The 14,898-nt window shown below is 39.2% G+C and carries 11 protein-coding genes, 1 tRNA gene and 1 pseudogene; 1 reads left to right on the forward strand and 12 read right to left on the reverse strand.

All coding sequences use genetic code 11. From position 1 onward, the window contains the following. Positions 1-66: 66 nt before the first annotated feature. From M594_RS06080 to M594_RS06130, 11 genes and pseudogenes are all read right to left on the reverse strand, one after another. A pseudogene (locus M594_RS06080) lies at positions 67-453 on the reverse strand (type II toxin-antitoxin system death-on-curing family toxin). A gap of 23 nt (positions 454-476) precedes the next feature. After that, a complete protein-coding gene (locus M594_RS06085) occupies positions 477-680 on the reverse strand; it encodes an AbrB family transcriptional regulator (RefSeq protein WP_173876241.1) in 204 nt (67 codons plus the stop codon). A gap of 416 nt (positions 681-1,096) precedes the next feature. Beyond that, entirely contained in the window at positions 1,097-2,023 is a 927-nt protein-coding gene (locus tag M594_RS06090) for a bifunctional riboflavin kinase/FAD synthetase (RefSeq protein ID WP_173876242.1), read from the reverse strand. 143 nt (positions 2,024-2,166) lie between these two features. Further along, entirely contained in the window at positions 2,167-5,706 is a 3,540-nt protein-coding gene (gene smc / locus M594_RS06095; protein WP_173876243.1) for a chromosome segregation protein SMC, read from the reverse strand. After that, complete coding sequence (rnc, locus tag M594_RS06100; RefSeq protein WP_000661487.1) at positions 5,697-6,395, reverse strand: ribonuclease III; 699 nt, start codon at positions 6,393-6,395, stop codon at positions 5,697-5,699. Before rnc ends, smc begins: the two co-directional genes overlap by 10 nt. Positions 6,396-6,577: 182 nt before the next feature. Further along, positions 6,578-6,649: transfer RNA gene (locus tag M594_RS06105), tRNA-Arg, on the reverse strand. Positions 6,650-6,715: 66 nt separating this feature from the next. After that, on the reverse strand, positions 6,716-7,702 hold the full coding sequence (locus M594_RS06110) for a GMP reductase (RefSeq protein ID WP_173876244.1): 987 nt from the start codon (positions 7,700-7,702) through the stop codon (positions 6,716-6,718). 518 nt (positions 7,703-8,220) lie between these two features. Beyond that, entirely contained in the window at positions 8,221-9,792 is a 1,572-nt protein-coding gene (gene ffh / locus M594_RS06115) for a signal recognition particle protein (RefSeq protein ID WP_173876245.1), read from the reverse strand. An 11-nt stretch (positions 9,793-9,803) separates the two neighbouring features. Beyond that, complete coding sequence (locus M594_RS06120) at positions 9,804-10,136, reverse strand: putative DNA-binding protein (protein WP_000402066.1); 333 nt, start codon at positions 10,134-10,136, stop codon at positions 9,804-9,806. Positions 10,137-10,279: 143 nt separating this feature from the next. Further along, a complete protein-coding gene (gene tuf / locus M594_RS06125; RefSeq protein WP_001040721.1) occupies positions 10,280-11,476 on the reverse strand; it encodes an elongation factor Tu in 1,197 nt (398 codons plus the stop codon). A gap of 206 nt (positions 11,477-11,682) precedes the next feature. Continuing rightward, positions 11,683-12,792: an AI-2E family transporter gene (locus tag M594_RS06130; protein ID WP_173876246.1), complete on the reverse strand. Its 1,110-nt coding sequence runs from the start codon at positions 12,790-12,792 to the stop codon at positions 11,683-11,685. Positions 12,793-12,894: 102 nt separating this feature from the next. Here M594_RS06130 and pbp3 point away from each other — a divergent pair, with 102 nt between their 5' ends. After that, positions 12,895-14,136 (forward strand): D-alanyl-D-alanine carboxypeptidase PBP3, encoded by a 1,242-nt coding sequence (pbp3, locus tag M594_RS06135; RefSeq protein ID WP_004234302.1) that lies wholly within the window; start codon positions 12,895-12,897, stop codon positions 14,134-14,136. A 190-nt stretch (positions 14,137-14,326) separates the two neighbouring features. Here pbp3 and sdbB read toward each other — a convergent pair whose 3' ends face one another. Then, positions 14,327-14,893, reverse strand: coding sequence for a thiol-disulfide oxidoreductase-associated lipoprotein SdbB (gene sdbB / locus M594_RS06140; RefSeq protein ID WP_173876247.1), 567 nt, complete (start codon positions 14,891-14,893; stop codon positions 14,327-14,329). Positions 14,894-14,898 lie beyond the last annotated feature (5 nt).

A 14,898-nucleotide genomic window follows, 5' to 3' on the forward strand; every position in this document is an offset into this window, starting at 1 on the left:
CATTACAGAATTCTAATATTGTCTCTTCATTTTTTTCTTATGCTCATTTCAATCCATCATACTAGCTTATTTTTTAATTTTTTCTCTAATAAAATGTTGAGAAACCCATTTAGAATAGCTTATCATTTTTTCATCAGTTAAAGCTCCTACCACTATAGTCACACACATATCAGCAGCTTCTTCCGCAGAAAAAGAAAAGTGATAACCATTTAATTGTAAAAATTGAACCAAAACATAAAAGGCTGTTCGCTTATTGGCATTGGCAAAAACATACTTCTTTATCAATCGGACAAATAATATTGTTGCGTTATCAAAAATTGTTGGATAAAAAGGTTTACTAAAACCAAATTATTCTGGTAAGTTCACAATCATATTTAACGCTGAAGGACTAACTGTTTGAATTTGCTTATTTGGAGAATACCGTTGAATTACTAAAGCATTGATTTTTTCAATTTACTCTTCCGTTAAATATACTGTCATTTTTCCACCAAAGCTTTGAAAACTTCATCGTATTCATCAAAAATTGTATCCAGTTTTAAATCAAAGGCATCATCAGAAACATAAGAAATCTGATGTCCAGACTCTTCAGGAATAAATATAATTTCGTCACTTGGAGTATTGAATTCACTGGGAATCGTAATGGTAATTGAATTTCCTCGTTTTCTTGTTTTTACTGCCATGTGATTTCCTCCTTTGAAGTATTGTAACAAATAAGTACGGTAATTACAATGATAGTGTAAAACTGCTATCTCATCTCAAATCTTAACCAAAATACTTCTGCATAAGTGATTTTTTCAAGGTTTCCAATTCTTCCAGAGATTTTTGAATTGTCAATTATGATTTTGCTCTTTATGTCATATATTAAATATTTGTTAGAGGATTTGCGTTCCCTTCAGTCCAAAGTATTTCCCACAACTGATCAATTTTATTTTTTAATTCACCTGTAATCATATAATCTCTTTTCTTTATTTTTTAAAATTATTAATATCCCTATTTTAACAGATTTCGAACAAAGCTTCAATTAGGTTTATATCTATAAGAATTTCTTCCAAAAATAAAAAAGCAAACACAAAATATGGTTCACTTTTTAAACATCCTACTCAGCATCCTTCCAATTCCGAGCAATTTCTTCATCCTTCTGGAGTTGATCTACCAGTTCTTCAACAGAGTCAAATTTGACCATTTCACGGACACGGTCTAACCAGTAAACAATGACTGTTTCACCGTAAATGTCGTCTGAAAAATCAAAAATATTGACTTCAAAACGTGGCTCTTCTCCATCGAAAGTAACATTTTTCCCGACACTCGCCATTCCACGATATCTTTTACGCTGCACTTCAATATCGACTACGTAAACACCATCTGCTGGCATATAGGTTCGATCTCTTAAAACTAAGTTTGCTGTTGGGTAACCGATAGTCCGTCCACGAGCATTCCCATGAACAACCATTCCACGTGACGGTAGAGAAGTGCCAAGTAAATGACCAGCTTCTCTGACATCTCCATCAAGAATAGCTTGACGAATACGAGTAGAACTAATTTTCCCCTTTTCATCCTCAACAGGAGGAACAATGATGATTTCTCCATCAAAATAATCCTTCAAATCATCCGCAGTTTTCTTATCAGAACCAAAGGTGTAATCAAATCCCGCTACAATAATCGCTGGTTTTAATGCTCTAACATAGGTATCAAAGAACTCTTGACCCGTTAAACTAGCAAATTTACTACTAAAGTCAAGTAGGAAAAGAGCCTCTACTCCATGCCATTTCATCTTATGTTCCCGTTCTTCATGGCTAACAATATGAAGCATTAATTCTGGCTGGTACGGTTGCAAAGCAAGCTTAGGTGACTCTGTAAAGGTCATCACGACAACTGGTAGATATTCTTTCATAGAAGCCTTGCTAGCTACTTCAAAAAGCTTCTGATGTCCTTTATGAATACCGTCAAAATAGCCTAATACAAGAACTGTTTTATCAGGTACTGCGATATCTTTTTCATTTTTTATAGGTACTGTTGTAATCATGAAACTATTATATCATAGAGAAAGCCTTTTCGCTAAAAGGAAAGCCCAAATGTCGTTTTTTGCCCCTGAACTGACCTTAAAAAATTATTCAAGATGTTAGTTTTAAAAAATAGCATCCCCTAAGAGATGCTATCGTTTGGTAACTAGTCTACTGTTTCTTCCAAATCTTTTAACTTCACCGAAACAATTTTTGAAACACCTGATTCTTGCATAGTCACTCCATAGATGGAATCAGCCGCTGCCATAGTTCCCTTACGGTGGGTTACGACGATAAACTGGCTATCCTTGTCAAATCGATTGAGGTAATCCCCGAAACGTTTAACATTGGCTTCGTCAAGCGCAGCCTCTACCTCATCCAAGATAACAAATGGAATAGTCTTGACACGGATAATGGAGAATAGCAAGGCAAGAGCCGATAGGGCTTTTTCACCACCACTCATTAGGTTAAGCGACTGGATTTTTTTACCTGGTGGTTGAACAGAAATCTCAACCCCAGCTGTCAGCAAGTCTCCCTCAGTCAAGATTAAGTCTGCCTGACCTCCTCCAAACATCTGTTTGAAGGTCACTTTAAAGGACTCACGAATAGCTTCAAAGGTTGATTTAAAGCGTTCCTTGACCTCGTCATTCATCTCTGTAATGGTCTCAAGGAGCAGGTTTTTCGCTGACAAAATGTCATCTCGCTGGCTATTTAGGAAGTCCAGACGGTTGTGAACTTCATCATACTGGTCAATAGCATCCAAGTTGACAGGACCCAGTGAGCGAATAGCCTTTTCTAAATCCTTAACTTCCTCCTCTGCCAGATTGAGATTTTCCAACTCATGAGACTTTTCTAAAGCTTCTGTATAGCTAATCTGATACTGGTCTGTTAATTGACTTTGTAGATGGCGCAATCGCTCGCTGACCTTTTCTTTCTTGGCTTCAGCACGTGTTTGCTTGCGAATCCACTCTTCATTCTGCTGGCGAGCCTGATCCAAATGACTAGCAATATCATCCAGTTGCCCTTCAATATCATCCAACTCAAACTGCTTGCGAATCAAACCTTGTTGGAGATTTGTTTTCTGGTTTTTGGCTTCTTCAGCCTGTTGACTGAGCAATTCTGTATCAACCTTCTCCAGATTATCAACCTTTTCTTGAAGAAGGCGCTGGATTTCTTCTTGCTCAAGATCAAGATTACTTAGTTCCTTACCTAAGCGTTCAATATCTGCAACTTCATAACGTTTTTGCCCTTGCAGTTCTGTCTTAAGCAGGCGAGCTTGCGCTACCTCTTCCTGTAAGTTTTGATAGCGTTCTTGGATGGCGTTTTTGTTAGACTTAATCTCTTCAATCTCAGCTTCCAGATTTTGCTTGTCACTGGCGATAGTAGCAAGGCGTGCTTGGCATTTTTCCTTATCTGCTTGCCAATCTCCCTCAGTAAGACGATCTAATTCCTCTTCTTGAAGTTTCCAAAGAGTTTCTAGCTCTTTAACTTGCTGACTGGTTTGTTGATAGGCGAGGTACAAACCTTGCTCCTGAATACGAGCTTGCTCTCCTTGAGATTTAATAACTTCTAATCTTTCTGTCAATCTAGCCATCTGGTCTTGCAAGGTCTTCAAACTCGCCTCTTCTGAACGCAAGCTTGCTTCTTCTTCAGCAATTTCTTTTTGCAATTGTTCCAGTTCTGGCTTGATAAAAATGCTGTTATTCTGGCGATTGGCACCACCTGCATAAGAACCACCTGTGCGCAACTCTGTCCCATCCAATGTCACCATACGAACCTGATAACGAACCTGGCGAGCTGCTGCACGCACATGTTCTACGCTATCAAAAATAGCTGTCGTTGCTAGCAAGTTTTTGAAAATGGCTTCTAGTCTCTTATCAAACGACACCAACTCATCTGCCATACCAAGGAAACCTGGACTTGTAGCAATAGCATCTTGGTTCTGACTAGAAATCGTACGCGCCTTAATAGTGGTCAAAGGAAGGAAGGTCGCACGACCAGCTCTAGTTCGTTTGAGAAAATCAATTGCTTTTGTTGCCGCGTTTTCATCTTCTACGATGATATGCTGACTGCTAGCTCCCAGTGCGATTTCCAGAGCAGTTTGATAATGCACATCAAAGGTCAGGTGCTCACTGACTGCACCAATAATCCCACCAAGGCGAGCTTTTTCTTGGAGAACACTCTTAACACCTGCATAAAAGTTACTATGATTTCTCAGAATATTTTCCAAACTCTGAGCTCTGGCCTGCTTGTTTTTGAGATTATCCAGACGGTCAAATAGTTGACTTTGTTGAGCTTGATAGGAAGATTTCTGCTCCTCTTGCTCCTTGGCAATAGCTTGATAGTCAGCCAATAATTTTTGAACTTGCTCCTTGGCAGTTTCAAGATCCGCCTTTTGCTGACTAGCCTTCTCTTTAGCTGTGGCCAACTGTTCTTTCAACTTTTCTAATTGATCTGCTTGTTTTTGAGAAAGCTGACGACTATTTTCCAACTCATTCTCGATGCGGGTGAGTTGGTTTGAGACATCCGCTTCTTCTTGTAAAAGAGCTACAAAGCGTTCACGTAGAAGCTCAATCATCTGATCAGGATCATCTGAAAAAGCCAACAATTCAGCTTCTAAACGATTGAGTTTTTGATTATTTTGGACTAGATTTTCCTCTAAGAGAGCTAAAGAACTTTCTTTATCAGACTTTTCTTTGCTGAGTGAATTTCTTTTATCCTCTAAAGCAGCCAAACGGGCTTGTGCTTCCTGTTGATTCAGGGCTACTTGCTCAAATTCTAATTTCGATAGGGCTAATTTTCTCTCTAAATCACTAATCAGACTAGCCAAGTCCATCAAACTGCCCTGATCTTTGGTCATTTCAGCATGTAAATCTTGGCGTTGCTTTTTAAGAGTTTGGTTTTCTTCTTCTAATTTTTCACGCTTTTGGTAATAACTAGTCAAGAGTTCCTGAACCTGAGCCAACTCTTCTTCTGTCGATTCTAGTTCAGTCTTATTTTCCTTAATTTGAGCAACCAGAACGTCTAAATAAATAGCCTTACGTTGACCTTCCAAGTCTAAAAACTTACGGGCATTTTCAGCTTGCTTCTCAAGAGGCTTGATTTGATTGTCCAACTCGTAGATAATGTCTTCAAGACGATCCAGATTATCCTGAGTTTGTTGCAATTTGCTCTCAGTCTCTTTTCTACGAGTCTTGTATTTCAAAACTCCAGCAGCTTCTTCAAAAATAGCTCTGCGTTCTTCAGGCTTGGAGTTGAAAATCTCCTCAACCTTCCCTTGGGAAATGATAGAGAAGGAATCTCGTCCCAAACCTGTATCCATGAAAAGATCATGAATATCACGAAGACGAACTTTCTTGCCGTCAATCTTGTATTCGCTATCACCACTACGATAGATATGGCGTTCTACCCTGATTTCTTGACCTGCATCCTTGATAAATCCGTCATGATTATCGAGAGTCACAACTACAGAAGCATAATTGAGCGGTTTGCGACTCTCTGTTCCGGCAAAGATGACATCCGGCATCTTGCCTCCACGGAGACTCTTAACACTTGACTCCCCCAAAGCCCAACGCAGACTTTCTGTAATATTGGACTTTCCAGATCCATTGGGACCAACAACTGCAGTCACTCCTTGGTCAAAAACGACCTTAGTCTTGTCAGCAAAAGACTTGAATCCCTGAATTTCGATTTCCTTTAAATACATGAATCCAGCCCTTTCTCAACGGCATTTTTGGCAGCTTCCTGCTCTGCTAGTTTCTTAGAACGACCTTGACCTTGACCAATGCTCTTACCTTCGACAAGAACTTCTACATCAAAGACCTTATCGTGGGCAGGACCCGTTTCAGAAATCACCTGATAACGAATAGCTACATCGCCATTGACCTGAAGTAACTCTTGGAGATGGGTTTTGTAGTCTGTAATCATCTCAAACTCTCCTGCTTCAACCTTAGGAATCATGACTTGATAGATAAATTCCTTGACCTTGGCCACATCCTTGTCCAAAAGGAGGGCACCAAGAAAAGCTTCAAAGGCATCACCAAGAATGGTGTCACGATTGCGTCCACCAGACTTTTCTTCCCCCTTACCCAGCTTGATAAACTGATCAAACTGGCAATCACGCGCAAAACCAGCCAAACTCTCCTCGCGGACAATCATGGCACGGAGTTTGGACAAATCACCCTCAGGTTTTTTAGGGTATTTTTTATACAGATATTCTGAAATCAATAACTGTAGAACAGCGTCTCCTAAAAATTCCAAGCGTTCATTGTGTGAAATTTTTAAGAGGCGGTGCTCATTGGCATAACTCGTATGAGTAAAGGCAGTCTCCAGTAAATTTTTGTCTGCAAATTCGATTGCAAAATGGTTCTTTAGTACAGTTTGTAATTCTTTCATACCAACCTCTTTCTAACTGATAACAGTCCTCTTTATTATATCAAAAAAAGCCCCCTGAGTCACTTTAAAACGGGACTGGAGAACATTTGGGAATTCTTTAAAAAGAGATTTTCAGTTTTAAGGGCCAATTTAGGGCTGTGTAAAGAAAAAAGCCCTATTAAAGGCTTTTTAGGATGTTTACATCCACCCTGAGGGAATCGAACCCCCATCTCAAGAACCGGAATCTTACGTGATATCCATTACACTAAGGGTGGAAACTTGTTTTATTATAACAGAAATTTGCTCTAATAACAAGTTTTTTTCTAGACGGATAGCCCGTCTTAATGGGAAGCATCCCCATTCCAGATGGAGTTTTTCACGATAACATAATCAACATGTTTAAGGTCAGCAACCTGACGTCCACCTGCATAAGAAATAGCACTTTGAAGGTCTTGTTCCATCTCAGTTAAAGTGTCTTGCAGATGTCCTTTAGCAGGAAGTAAGATGCGTTTTCCTTCAACGTTTTTATAAGCACCTTTTTGATATTGTGAAGCTGAACCGTAGTATTCTTTGAATTGTTCACCATCAACTTCGATTGTTTTCCCTGGACTTTCGATGTGCCCTGCGAAGAGAGAACCAATCATGACCATGCTGGCACCGAAACGGATAGACTTGGCAATATCGCCATGAGTACGAATTCCACCATCAGCGATAATCGGTTTACGTGCAGCCTTAGCACACCAGCGTAGAGCAGCCAACTGCCAACCACCTGTACCAAAACCAGTCTTAACCTTGGTGATACAAACTTTACCAGGTCCAATTCCAACCTTAGTAGCATCTGCACCAGCATTTTCCAATTCACGCACAGCTTCTGGTGTTCCCACATTTCCAGCAATGACAAATGTATCTGGCAGTTCTTTCTTGATGTGTTGAATCATAGAAATCACGCTATCCGCATGACCATGGGCAATGTCAATTGTGATGTATTCCGGAGCATCAGATTTGAGCTGGCTAACGAAATCATACTCATAATCCTTAACACCGACAGAGATAGAAACAATAAGCCCTTGCTCATGCATGCGCTTAATAAAAGGAATACGTCCTGCCTCATCAAAACGGTGCATAATGTAGAAGTAACCACCTTTAGCCAGTTGCTCTGCTACATTTTCATCCAAAATCGTCTGCATATTAGCTGGCACAACAGGTAGTTTAAAGGTGTGATTTCCTAGAGTGACACTTGTATCCGCTTCTGCACGGCTTTTAATCACACATTTATTTGGAATCAATTGAATATCTTCGTAATCAAAAATTGGAAATTCATTTAACATATCGATGTCTCGTTTCTTTTGTAATGACCTACCTATGCTCTCGCATCACTACGCCTTTTCCGACGTTTCCTTAATTAATTATAAACCAAAGTACAGTTTTTGTCAAATTATTTTATAAACTGAAATATAATGTTCGGATTTTATTGTATAAATAACAAAATAAAGTTCCTAAGGAATCGTTAGGTCTCATTGAATAAAATCTAAAGCAGATTCAAGATTTTTTTCAAACCTCCCTTAAAACAATGCTCAAGAATAAAGAAAAAATCTTTTAACGATCTTCATTTAGCGTAGTCTAATACAAATTAAAAAAATTTAACAATATCATTAAGTATCTCAAAAGCTTTAAATTTAGTTTGAAAAACTTTGATAACTATGAGAAAAGTATTTTCAATGCTCTCAACACAAAAAAGAAAGGACTAAATTTGGTCCTTTCTAGATGTTAGTTTTTCTTCAATCCACTGTAATCGACAACGGGACTGGTTATCTTCAGTCTGAAGAAAACAACTATTCTATCCTTTTTACTTGCGTTTCTTCTTCGCTTTTTTCATTTTATTCGCCATGCGTTTCATTGACTGTTTCATAGCAAATTCACCGATTTTACCTTTTAGTCCGCCACCAAACATTTGGCTCATATCTGGCATTCCTGCTCCTCCGAGAGCTGATAGGTCAGGCATGCCGCCTTGTCCCATCATTCCTTCAAGGGCAGACATATCCATTCCTCCCATATTTGGCATATTTTTAGGAAGGTTGTTTGGATTGATTCCCATCTGCTTCATCATCTTGTTCATATCTCCAGACATAACACCCTGCATGAGCTGTTTAGCCTGGTTAAAGTCCTTGATGAATTTATTGACTTCGACAAAGGTATTTCCAGAACCAGCAGCAATACGACGGCGACGGCCTGGATTTAACAAATCTGGATTTTCACGTTCTTCAGGTGTCATGGAAGACACGATGGCACGTTTGCGAGCAATCTGGCGCTCATCCACCTTCATATTTTGAAGGGCTGGATTGTTGGCCATACCTGGAATCATCTTGAGCAAGTCTTCCATCGGCCCCATATTTTGCACCTGATCCAACTGATCAATGAAATCATTGAAATCAAAGGTGTTTTCGCGCATCTTCTCAGCCATTTCAAGGGCTTTTTGCTCATCGTATTCCTGAGAAGCTTTCTCAATCAAAGTGAGCATATCCCCCATACCAAGGATACGGCTAGACATGCGATCTGGGTGGAAGGTTTCAATGTCCGTAATCTTTTCACCTGTACCAGTGAACTTGATTGGTTTTCCAGTAATGTGTCGAACAGATAGGGCAGCACCACCACGAGTATCGCCATCAATCTTAGTAAGGATAACCCCAGTCACTTCTAACTGAGCATTGAACTCACGCGCAACATTGGCCGCTTCTTGACCAATCATGGCATCAACGACGAGCAGAATTTCATTTGGTTGAGCCAATGCTTTCACGTCACGAAGCTCGTTCATAAGGAGCTCGTCAATCTGCAAACGACCTGCCGTATCAATCAAGACATAGTCATTATGATTGGCTTGGGCTTGTTCCAAACCTTGACGTACAATCTCAACAGCTGGAACCTCTGTCCCAAGAGCGAATACAGGAACATCAATCTGTTGCCCCAAGGTCTTAAGCTGGTCAATAGCCGCAGGACGGTAAATATCCGCCGCAATCATCAAAGGACGGGCATTTTCTTCCTTTTTGAGTTTGTTGGCCAATTTACCTGCAAAGGTTGTTTTACCAGCCCCCTGCAAACCAACCATCATGATAATCGTCGGAATTTTAGGAGACTTGATAATCTCAGCTGTATCAGAACCTAAAACGGCTGTCAGTTCCTCATCAACGATTTTAATAATCTGTTGCGCAGGATTAAGTGTATCAATGACCTCGTGGCCGACTGCACGCTCACGAACTTTCTTGATAAAGTCCTTTACAACAGGCAAGGCAACATCGGCCTCAAGCAAAGCCAAGCGAATTTCTTTGGTTGCCTCTTGGACATCAGCCTCTGAAATTTTTCCTTTTTTACGTAGATTTTTAAAGACGTTCTGCAAACGTTCTGTTAAACTTTCAAATGCCATTTTTCTTCCTCTTATTCTCTATTATCAATGCTTGTTAAAATTTCTATCTGCTCCTGCAGAAAGTCATCCTTGGGATAGCGCTCCAAAATCTGATCAAAAATCTGACTGCGGACAATGTAGTCCGAGTACATGTGCAATTTCATCTCATAATCTTCTAGAATCTTTTCTGTCCGCTTGATATTATCATAGACAGCTTGACGACTGACACCGAACTCTTCGGCAATCTCAGCAAGACTATAATCATCAGCATAGTAGAGCTCTATGTAGTTCATTTGCTTGTCTGTCAAAAGCGCCGCATAAAATTCAAAGAGCGCATTCATACGATTGGTTTTTTCAATTTCCATAACTTTTATTATACCAAAAAATCTATTATATCGCTATAGCAGAAAGGCTCCTAACACAGTTCGAGTACAAAAAAAGAACCTTGCAAAGCAAGATTCTTTTAGTGTCTGACTTAAATAATTGTTCTTCTGGGAACTAAATCGAATTAAGCTTCGATTTCTGTAACCATACCTGAACCAACAGTACGTCCACCTTCACGGATAGAGAATGTAGTACCTTGTTCTACGGCGATTGGGTGGATCAACTCAACGTCGATTGTCACGTTATCACCAGGCATTACCATTTCAGTACCTGCTGGAAGTTCGATTGAACCTGTAACGTCAGTAGTACGGAAGTAGAATTGTGGACGGTAGTTGTTGAAGAATGGAGTGTGACGTCCACCTTCTTCTTTAGTAAGGATGTAGACTTCACCTTTGAATTTAGTGTGTGGGTTGATTGAACCTGGTTTAGCGATAACTTGTCCACGTTCGATTTCATCACGTTGAACACCACGAAGAAGGACACCTACGTTATCTCCGGCAAGACCTTCGTCAAGTTGTTTACGGAACATTTCAACACCAGTAACAACTGCTTTTTGAGTTTCTTCTTTGATACCAACGATTTCGATTTCGTCGTTGACTTTAACGATACCACGGTCGATACGTCCTGAAGCAACTGTACCACGTCCAGTGATTGAGAATACGTCTTCGACTGGAAGAAGCAATGGTTTGTCAGTGTCACGTTCTGGTTCTGGGATGTACTCATCAACTGTGTTCATCAATTCCATAACGATGTCTTCGTATTTAGTGTCACCTTCAAGGGCTTTAAGAGCTGAACCTTGGATAACTGGAAGATCGTCACCTGGGAAGTCGTATTCTGACAATAGGTCACGGATTTCCATTTCAACCAATTCAAGCAATTCTTCGTCGTCAACCAAGTCAACTTTGTTCATGAAGACGATAAGGTGTTTAACACCAACCTGACGTGAAAGAAGGATGTGCTCACGAGTTTGTGGCATTGGTCCGTCAGTTGAAGCTACTACAAGGATAGCACCGTCCATTTGAGCGGCACCAGTGATCATGTTTTTAACGTAGTCCGCGTGTCCTGGAGCGTCGATGTGAGCGTAGTGACGTTTTTCAGTTTCGTACTCAACGTGCGCAGTGTTGATTGTGATACCGCGTTCGCGTTCTTCTGGAGCAGCATCGATAGACGCATAGTCTTTAGGTTGGTTAACAGCTGAAGGCAAGCGACGTGCCAAAACAGTTGTGATAGCTGCAGTTAGGGTAGTTTTACCGTGGTCAACGTGTCCGATAGTACCAATGTTAACGTGTGGTTTACTACGATCGTATTTTTCTTTTGCCATTTGAGTAAAAGCCTCCAATAAAATATATTTTATAGATAGACAGTAGGCAATACAGTCTAACTTTCCTTACTATTTTATCAAATTTCAGCTAAATTGCAAGTGTTTTACAAAGTTTTTGTGAATTATTCTTAATCAACTAATTCTAAACGACACTTCTACTCCTATCACCTAGCTAAACAAAAAGAAAAATCAGGAATTCCTGACTTTTACTTAGCTAATTCTCTTTCTCGTTCTTTCATTATTTTATGATTTTCATACAAACGTGATAAAAACTTAGAAATTTCTTTTAAGATAGAATAGGTTGGTACTGCGACAATCATGCCAATAACACCATAGATATTACTTGATAACAAAAGTAATACTAAAATCGTAATTGGATGAACCTTCATCACTCCACCTACGATTCGAGGGTAAAGGATGTTCCCGTCTACTTGTTGAATAATCAGCATATAAATAACTGCAATCAGCATTCTATGGGGATCAGTAAAGACATTTGCGATAATCATCGGAATCAGACCAATACTTGGTCCCACATAAGGAATGAGATTGGCTAATCCTGAAAAGATGGCAAAGACCAAAGCATATTTTAAACCAATAATACTATATCCGATAAAGGCCAAACAACCAATAATAATCGCATCAATGGCGACTCCACTAATATAGCGTGCAATTGTCGCATTCAAATTTTTTAAAAGACCTGTAATATGCAACTTATCTCGCTTTAAAACAGTACGTTCAAGCATCGGCAAGAATTTGTGACCATCTAACAAAAAATAAACCAAAAACACAGGGGTCATGATAATAATCAAAACAGTACTAAAGAGCGCAGATAGGACACTTCCGACACTATTCGTCACACTATTTAGTATATTTTGTAAAATATCTACATAAGAAAGATTTAATTGTTGAATATTCGCTTGAATATCCAAATTTTGAAAGGCTGGATAAGTAGATAAATCCACAATCAAATCTTGTAAACGACTGTAGATAGTCTGGCTAGTCGCAATCAAGCTGGTCAACTGATTGACCAAAATCGGTAAGAGATAGACTACTCCAATAACTAGCCCCCAAACCAAGGCACACAAAGTTAGTAGAATACCAATAATACGATTAATTTTGAAATACTTTTGTAAAAAACTAACAAAGGGATTTGTTAAATAATATAAAAAACTACCTAGAAGAAAGGGAATCATTATGGTGTTTGCGACACTTACAAAAGGCGTTATAATCCCACCCATCTGTCTCCATAAATAAAAGATGATGGTTAATAGTAAAATCTCACTGGTCCAAAAAAATAATTTATTCTTACGAAACATGGGGTACCTCCATTCATCTATTTTACCACACTTTCAAAAAAGCTTCTTTCTTATATCATGAAACTGGGAATATTTTTTTCTTTATGATAGAATAAACTTACTATGAAAAAAATAATTTTAACTCTCCTAAGCTTATCCGTGATTGGGTCAGCATCTACTGTTGCTGCTCAAGATTTTAATATTGCTGCTAAACATGCAATTGCTGTTGAGGCAAATACCGGTAAAATTCTCTATGAGAAAGATGCAACCCAACCAGTTGAAATCGCTTCAATCACAAAATTGATTACGGTCTATCTTGTCTATGAAGCCTTGGAAAACGGCAGTATTACACTATCAACTCCGGTAGATATTTCTGATTATCCTTACAAATTAACGACAAATTCTGAAGCAAGTAATGTTCCTATGGAAGCTCGTAATTATACCGTTGAACAGCTACTTGAAGCAACACTGGTATCTAGTGCCAACAGTGCAGCTATCGCCCTAGCTGAGAAAATTGCTGGCTCAGAAAAAGATTTCGTCGATATGATGCGGGCAAAGCTCTTGGAATGGGGCATTCAGGATGCCACTGTTGTCAATACGACGGGTCTTAACAATGAGACTTTAGGGGATAACATTTACCCAGGATCTAGAAAAGATGATGAAAACAAGCTCAGTGCTTATGATGTCGCTATCGTTGCTCGCAATCTCATCAAAAAATACCCACAAGTCTTGGAAATCACGAAAAAACCTTCTTCTACTTTTGCTGGAATGACAATCACTTCTACCAACTACATGTTAGAAGGTATGCCTGCTTATCGCGGTGGTTTTGATGGCCTTAAGACAGGAACAACAGACAAAGCTGGAGAATCTTTTGTTGGTACTACTGTCGAAAAAGGGATGAGGGTTATCACAGTTGTTTTGAATGCAGACCATCAAGACAATAATCCTTACGCTCGCTTCACAGCTACATCGTCACTAATGGATTATATCTCTTCTACATTCACGCTTCGTAAAATCGTTCAAAAAGGCGATGCCTACCAAGATAGTAAAGCTCCTGTACAAGATGGAAAAGAAGATGCGGTCACTGCCGTTGCCAAAGATGATATCACTCTTATTGAACGTGTTGGGGGACAATCGTCCCAAACTATTCAATTCACACCTGATTCTAAGGCAATACCAGCACCACTTGAAGCCGGAACTGTGGTTGGACATTTGACTTATGAAGACAAGGACTTGATTGGTCAAGGTTACATTACCACAGAACGTCCTAGTTTCGAAATGGTAGCGGAAAAGAAAGTTGAAAAAGCTTTCTTCTTAAAAGTTTGGTGGAATCAGTTTATCCGCTTCATCAACGAGAAGCTATGATACAATAAACTTCTTAAAGCTAAAAAATAAATATTATGTTTAAAGAAAAAGAAGGGGAATCTGTATAATACAGAACTCCCTTCTTTTTTTAAACTCAATTTATTGACAGCAAAAATCCCCTAAATCTTAGATTAACACTATCTAAAATCTAGGGGCTTAATTATATAAATACTATTTTAAAATCTTGATTCTAGTTCATTTCTTTAAAGGCTGCTTCTGCATCCGCATTACTGATAGCACCAAATTGAATCTTCCCAATTTTTCCTTGACTATCAATCAGGTATTCTGTAGGAATGCTTCGAATTTGATAAGCTTGGAAAGTTGTTGCTTTAGTATCATAAAGTACTGGGATATCCTTATAACCTTGATCTTGGAACCATTGTGGGAATTGCTCAACAGTTTTTTCACCTTGAATACCCGGTGCAATAACACTAAGAATTTCAAAGTCACGATCTGGTTTCGCCGCTAATTCCATCAACTCAGGCATACTTTTTTTACATGGGCCACACCATGAAGCCCAAAACTTCAAGTAGACTTTCTTGCCCTTATAATCAGATAACTTAACTTCTTTGCCATCCATTGATTGCAAGGTGAAGTCTGGAGCCTCTTTTCCAACAGCAATTTGTTGTACAGTCGTTTGTTGCTGTTGTTTTGGGGATTGTTCTGGTGCTTGAGTCTTTTTAGTCTCTTCCTCACCACAGGCCATCAATACAACTACTGACAAGAGGCTTAAGCCAGCAAACATTATTTTTTTCATTTGTT

The organism is Streptococcus mitis (assembly GCF_013305725.1).
In the GTDB taxonomy this organism is placed as follows: Bacteria; Bacillota; Bacilli; order Lactobacillales; family Streptococcaceae; genus Streptococcus; species Streptococcus mitis_BO.

What these genes read in the sequence shown, in the direction of transcription:
- M594_RS06085 (WP_173876241.1), bottom strand. Translation starts at nt 680, where the DNA reads ATGGCAGTAAAAACAAGAAAACGAGGAAATTCAATTACCATTACGATT.
- M594_RS06090 (WP_173876242.1), bottom strand. Translation starts at nt 2,023, where the DNA reads ATGATTACAACAGTACCTATAAAAAATGAAAAAGATATCGCAGTACCT.
- smc (WP_173876243.1), bottom strand. Translation starts at nt 5,706, where the DNA reads ATGTATTTAAAGGAAATCGAAATTCAGGGATTCAAGTCTTTTGCTGAC.
- rnc (WP_000661487.1), bottom strand. Translation starts at nt 6,395, where the DNA reads ATGAAAGAATTACAAACTGTACTAAAGAACCATTTTGCAATCGAATTT.
- M594_RS06110 (WP_173876244.1), bottom strand. Translation starts at nt 7,702, where the DNA reads ATGTTAAATGAATTTCCAATTTTTGATTACGAAGATATTCAATTGATT.
- ffh (WP_173876245.1), bottom strand. Translation starts at nt 9,792, where the DNA reads ATGGCATTTGAAAGTTTAACAGAACGTTTGCAGAACGTCTTTAAAAAT.
- M594_RS06120 (WP_000402066.1), bottom strand. Translation starts at nt 10,136, where the DNA reads ATGGAAATTGAAAAAACCAATCGTATGAATGCGCTCTTTGAATTTTAT.
- tuf (WP_001040721.1), bottom strand. Translation starts at nt 11,476, where the DNA reads ATGGCAAAAGAAAAATACGATCGTAGTAAACCACACGTTAACATTGGT.
- M594_RS06130 (WP_173876246.1), bottom strand. Translation starts at nt 12,792, where the DNA reads ATGTTTCGTAAGAATAAATTATTTTTTTGGACCAGTGAGATTTTACTA.
- pbp3 (WP_004234302.1), top strand. Translation starts at nt 12,895, where the DNA reads ATGAAAAAAATAATTTTAACTCTCCTAAGCTTATCCGTGATTGGGTCA.
- sdbB (WP_173876247.1), bottom strand. Translation starts at nt 14,893, where the DNA reads ATGAAAAAAATAATGTTTGCTGGCTTAAGCCTCTTGTCAGTAGTTGTA.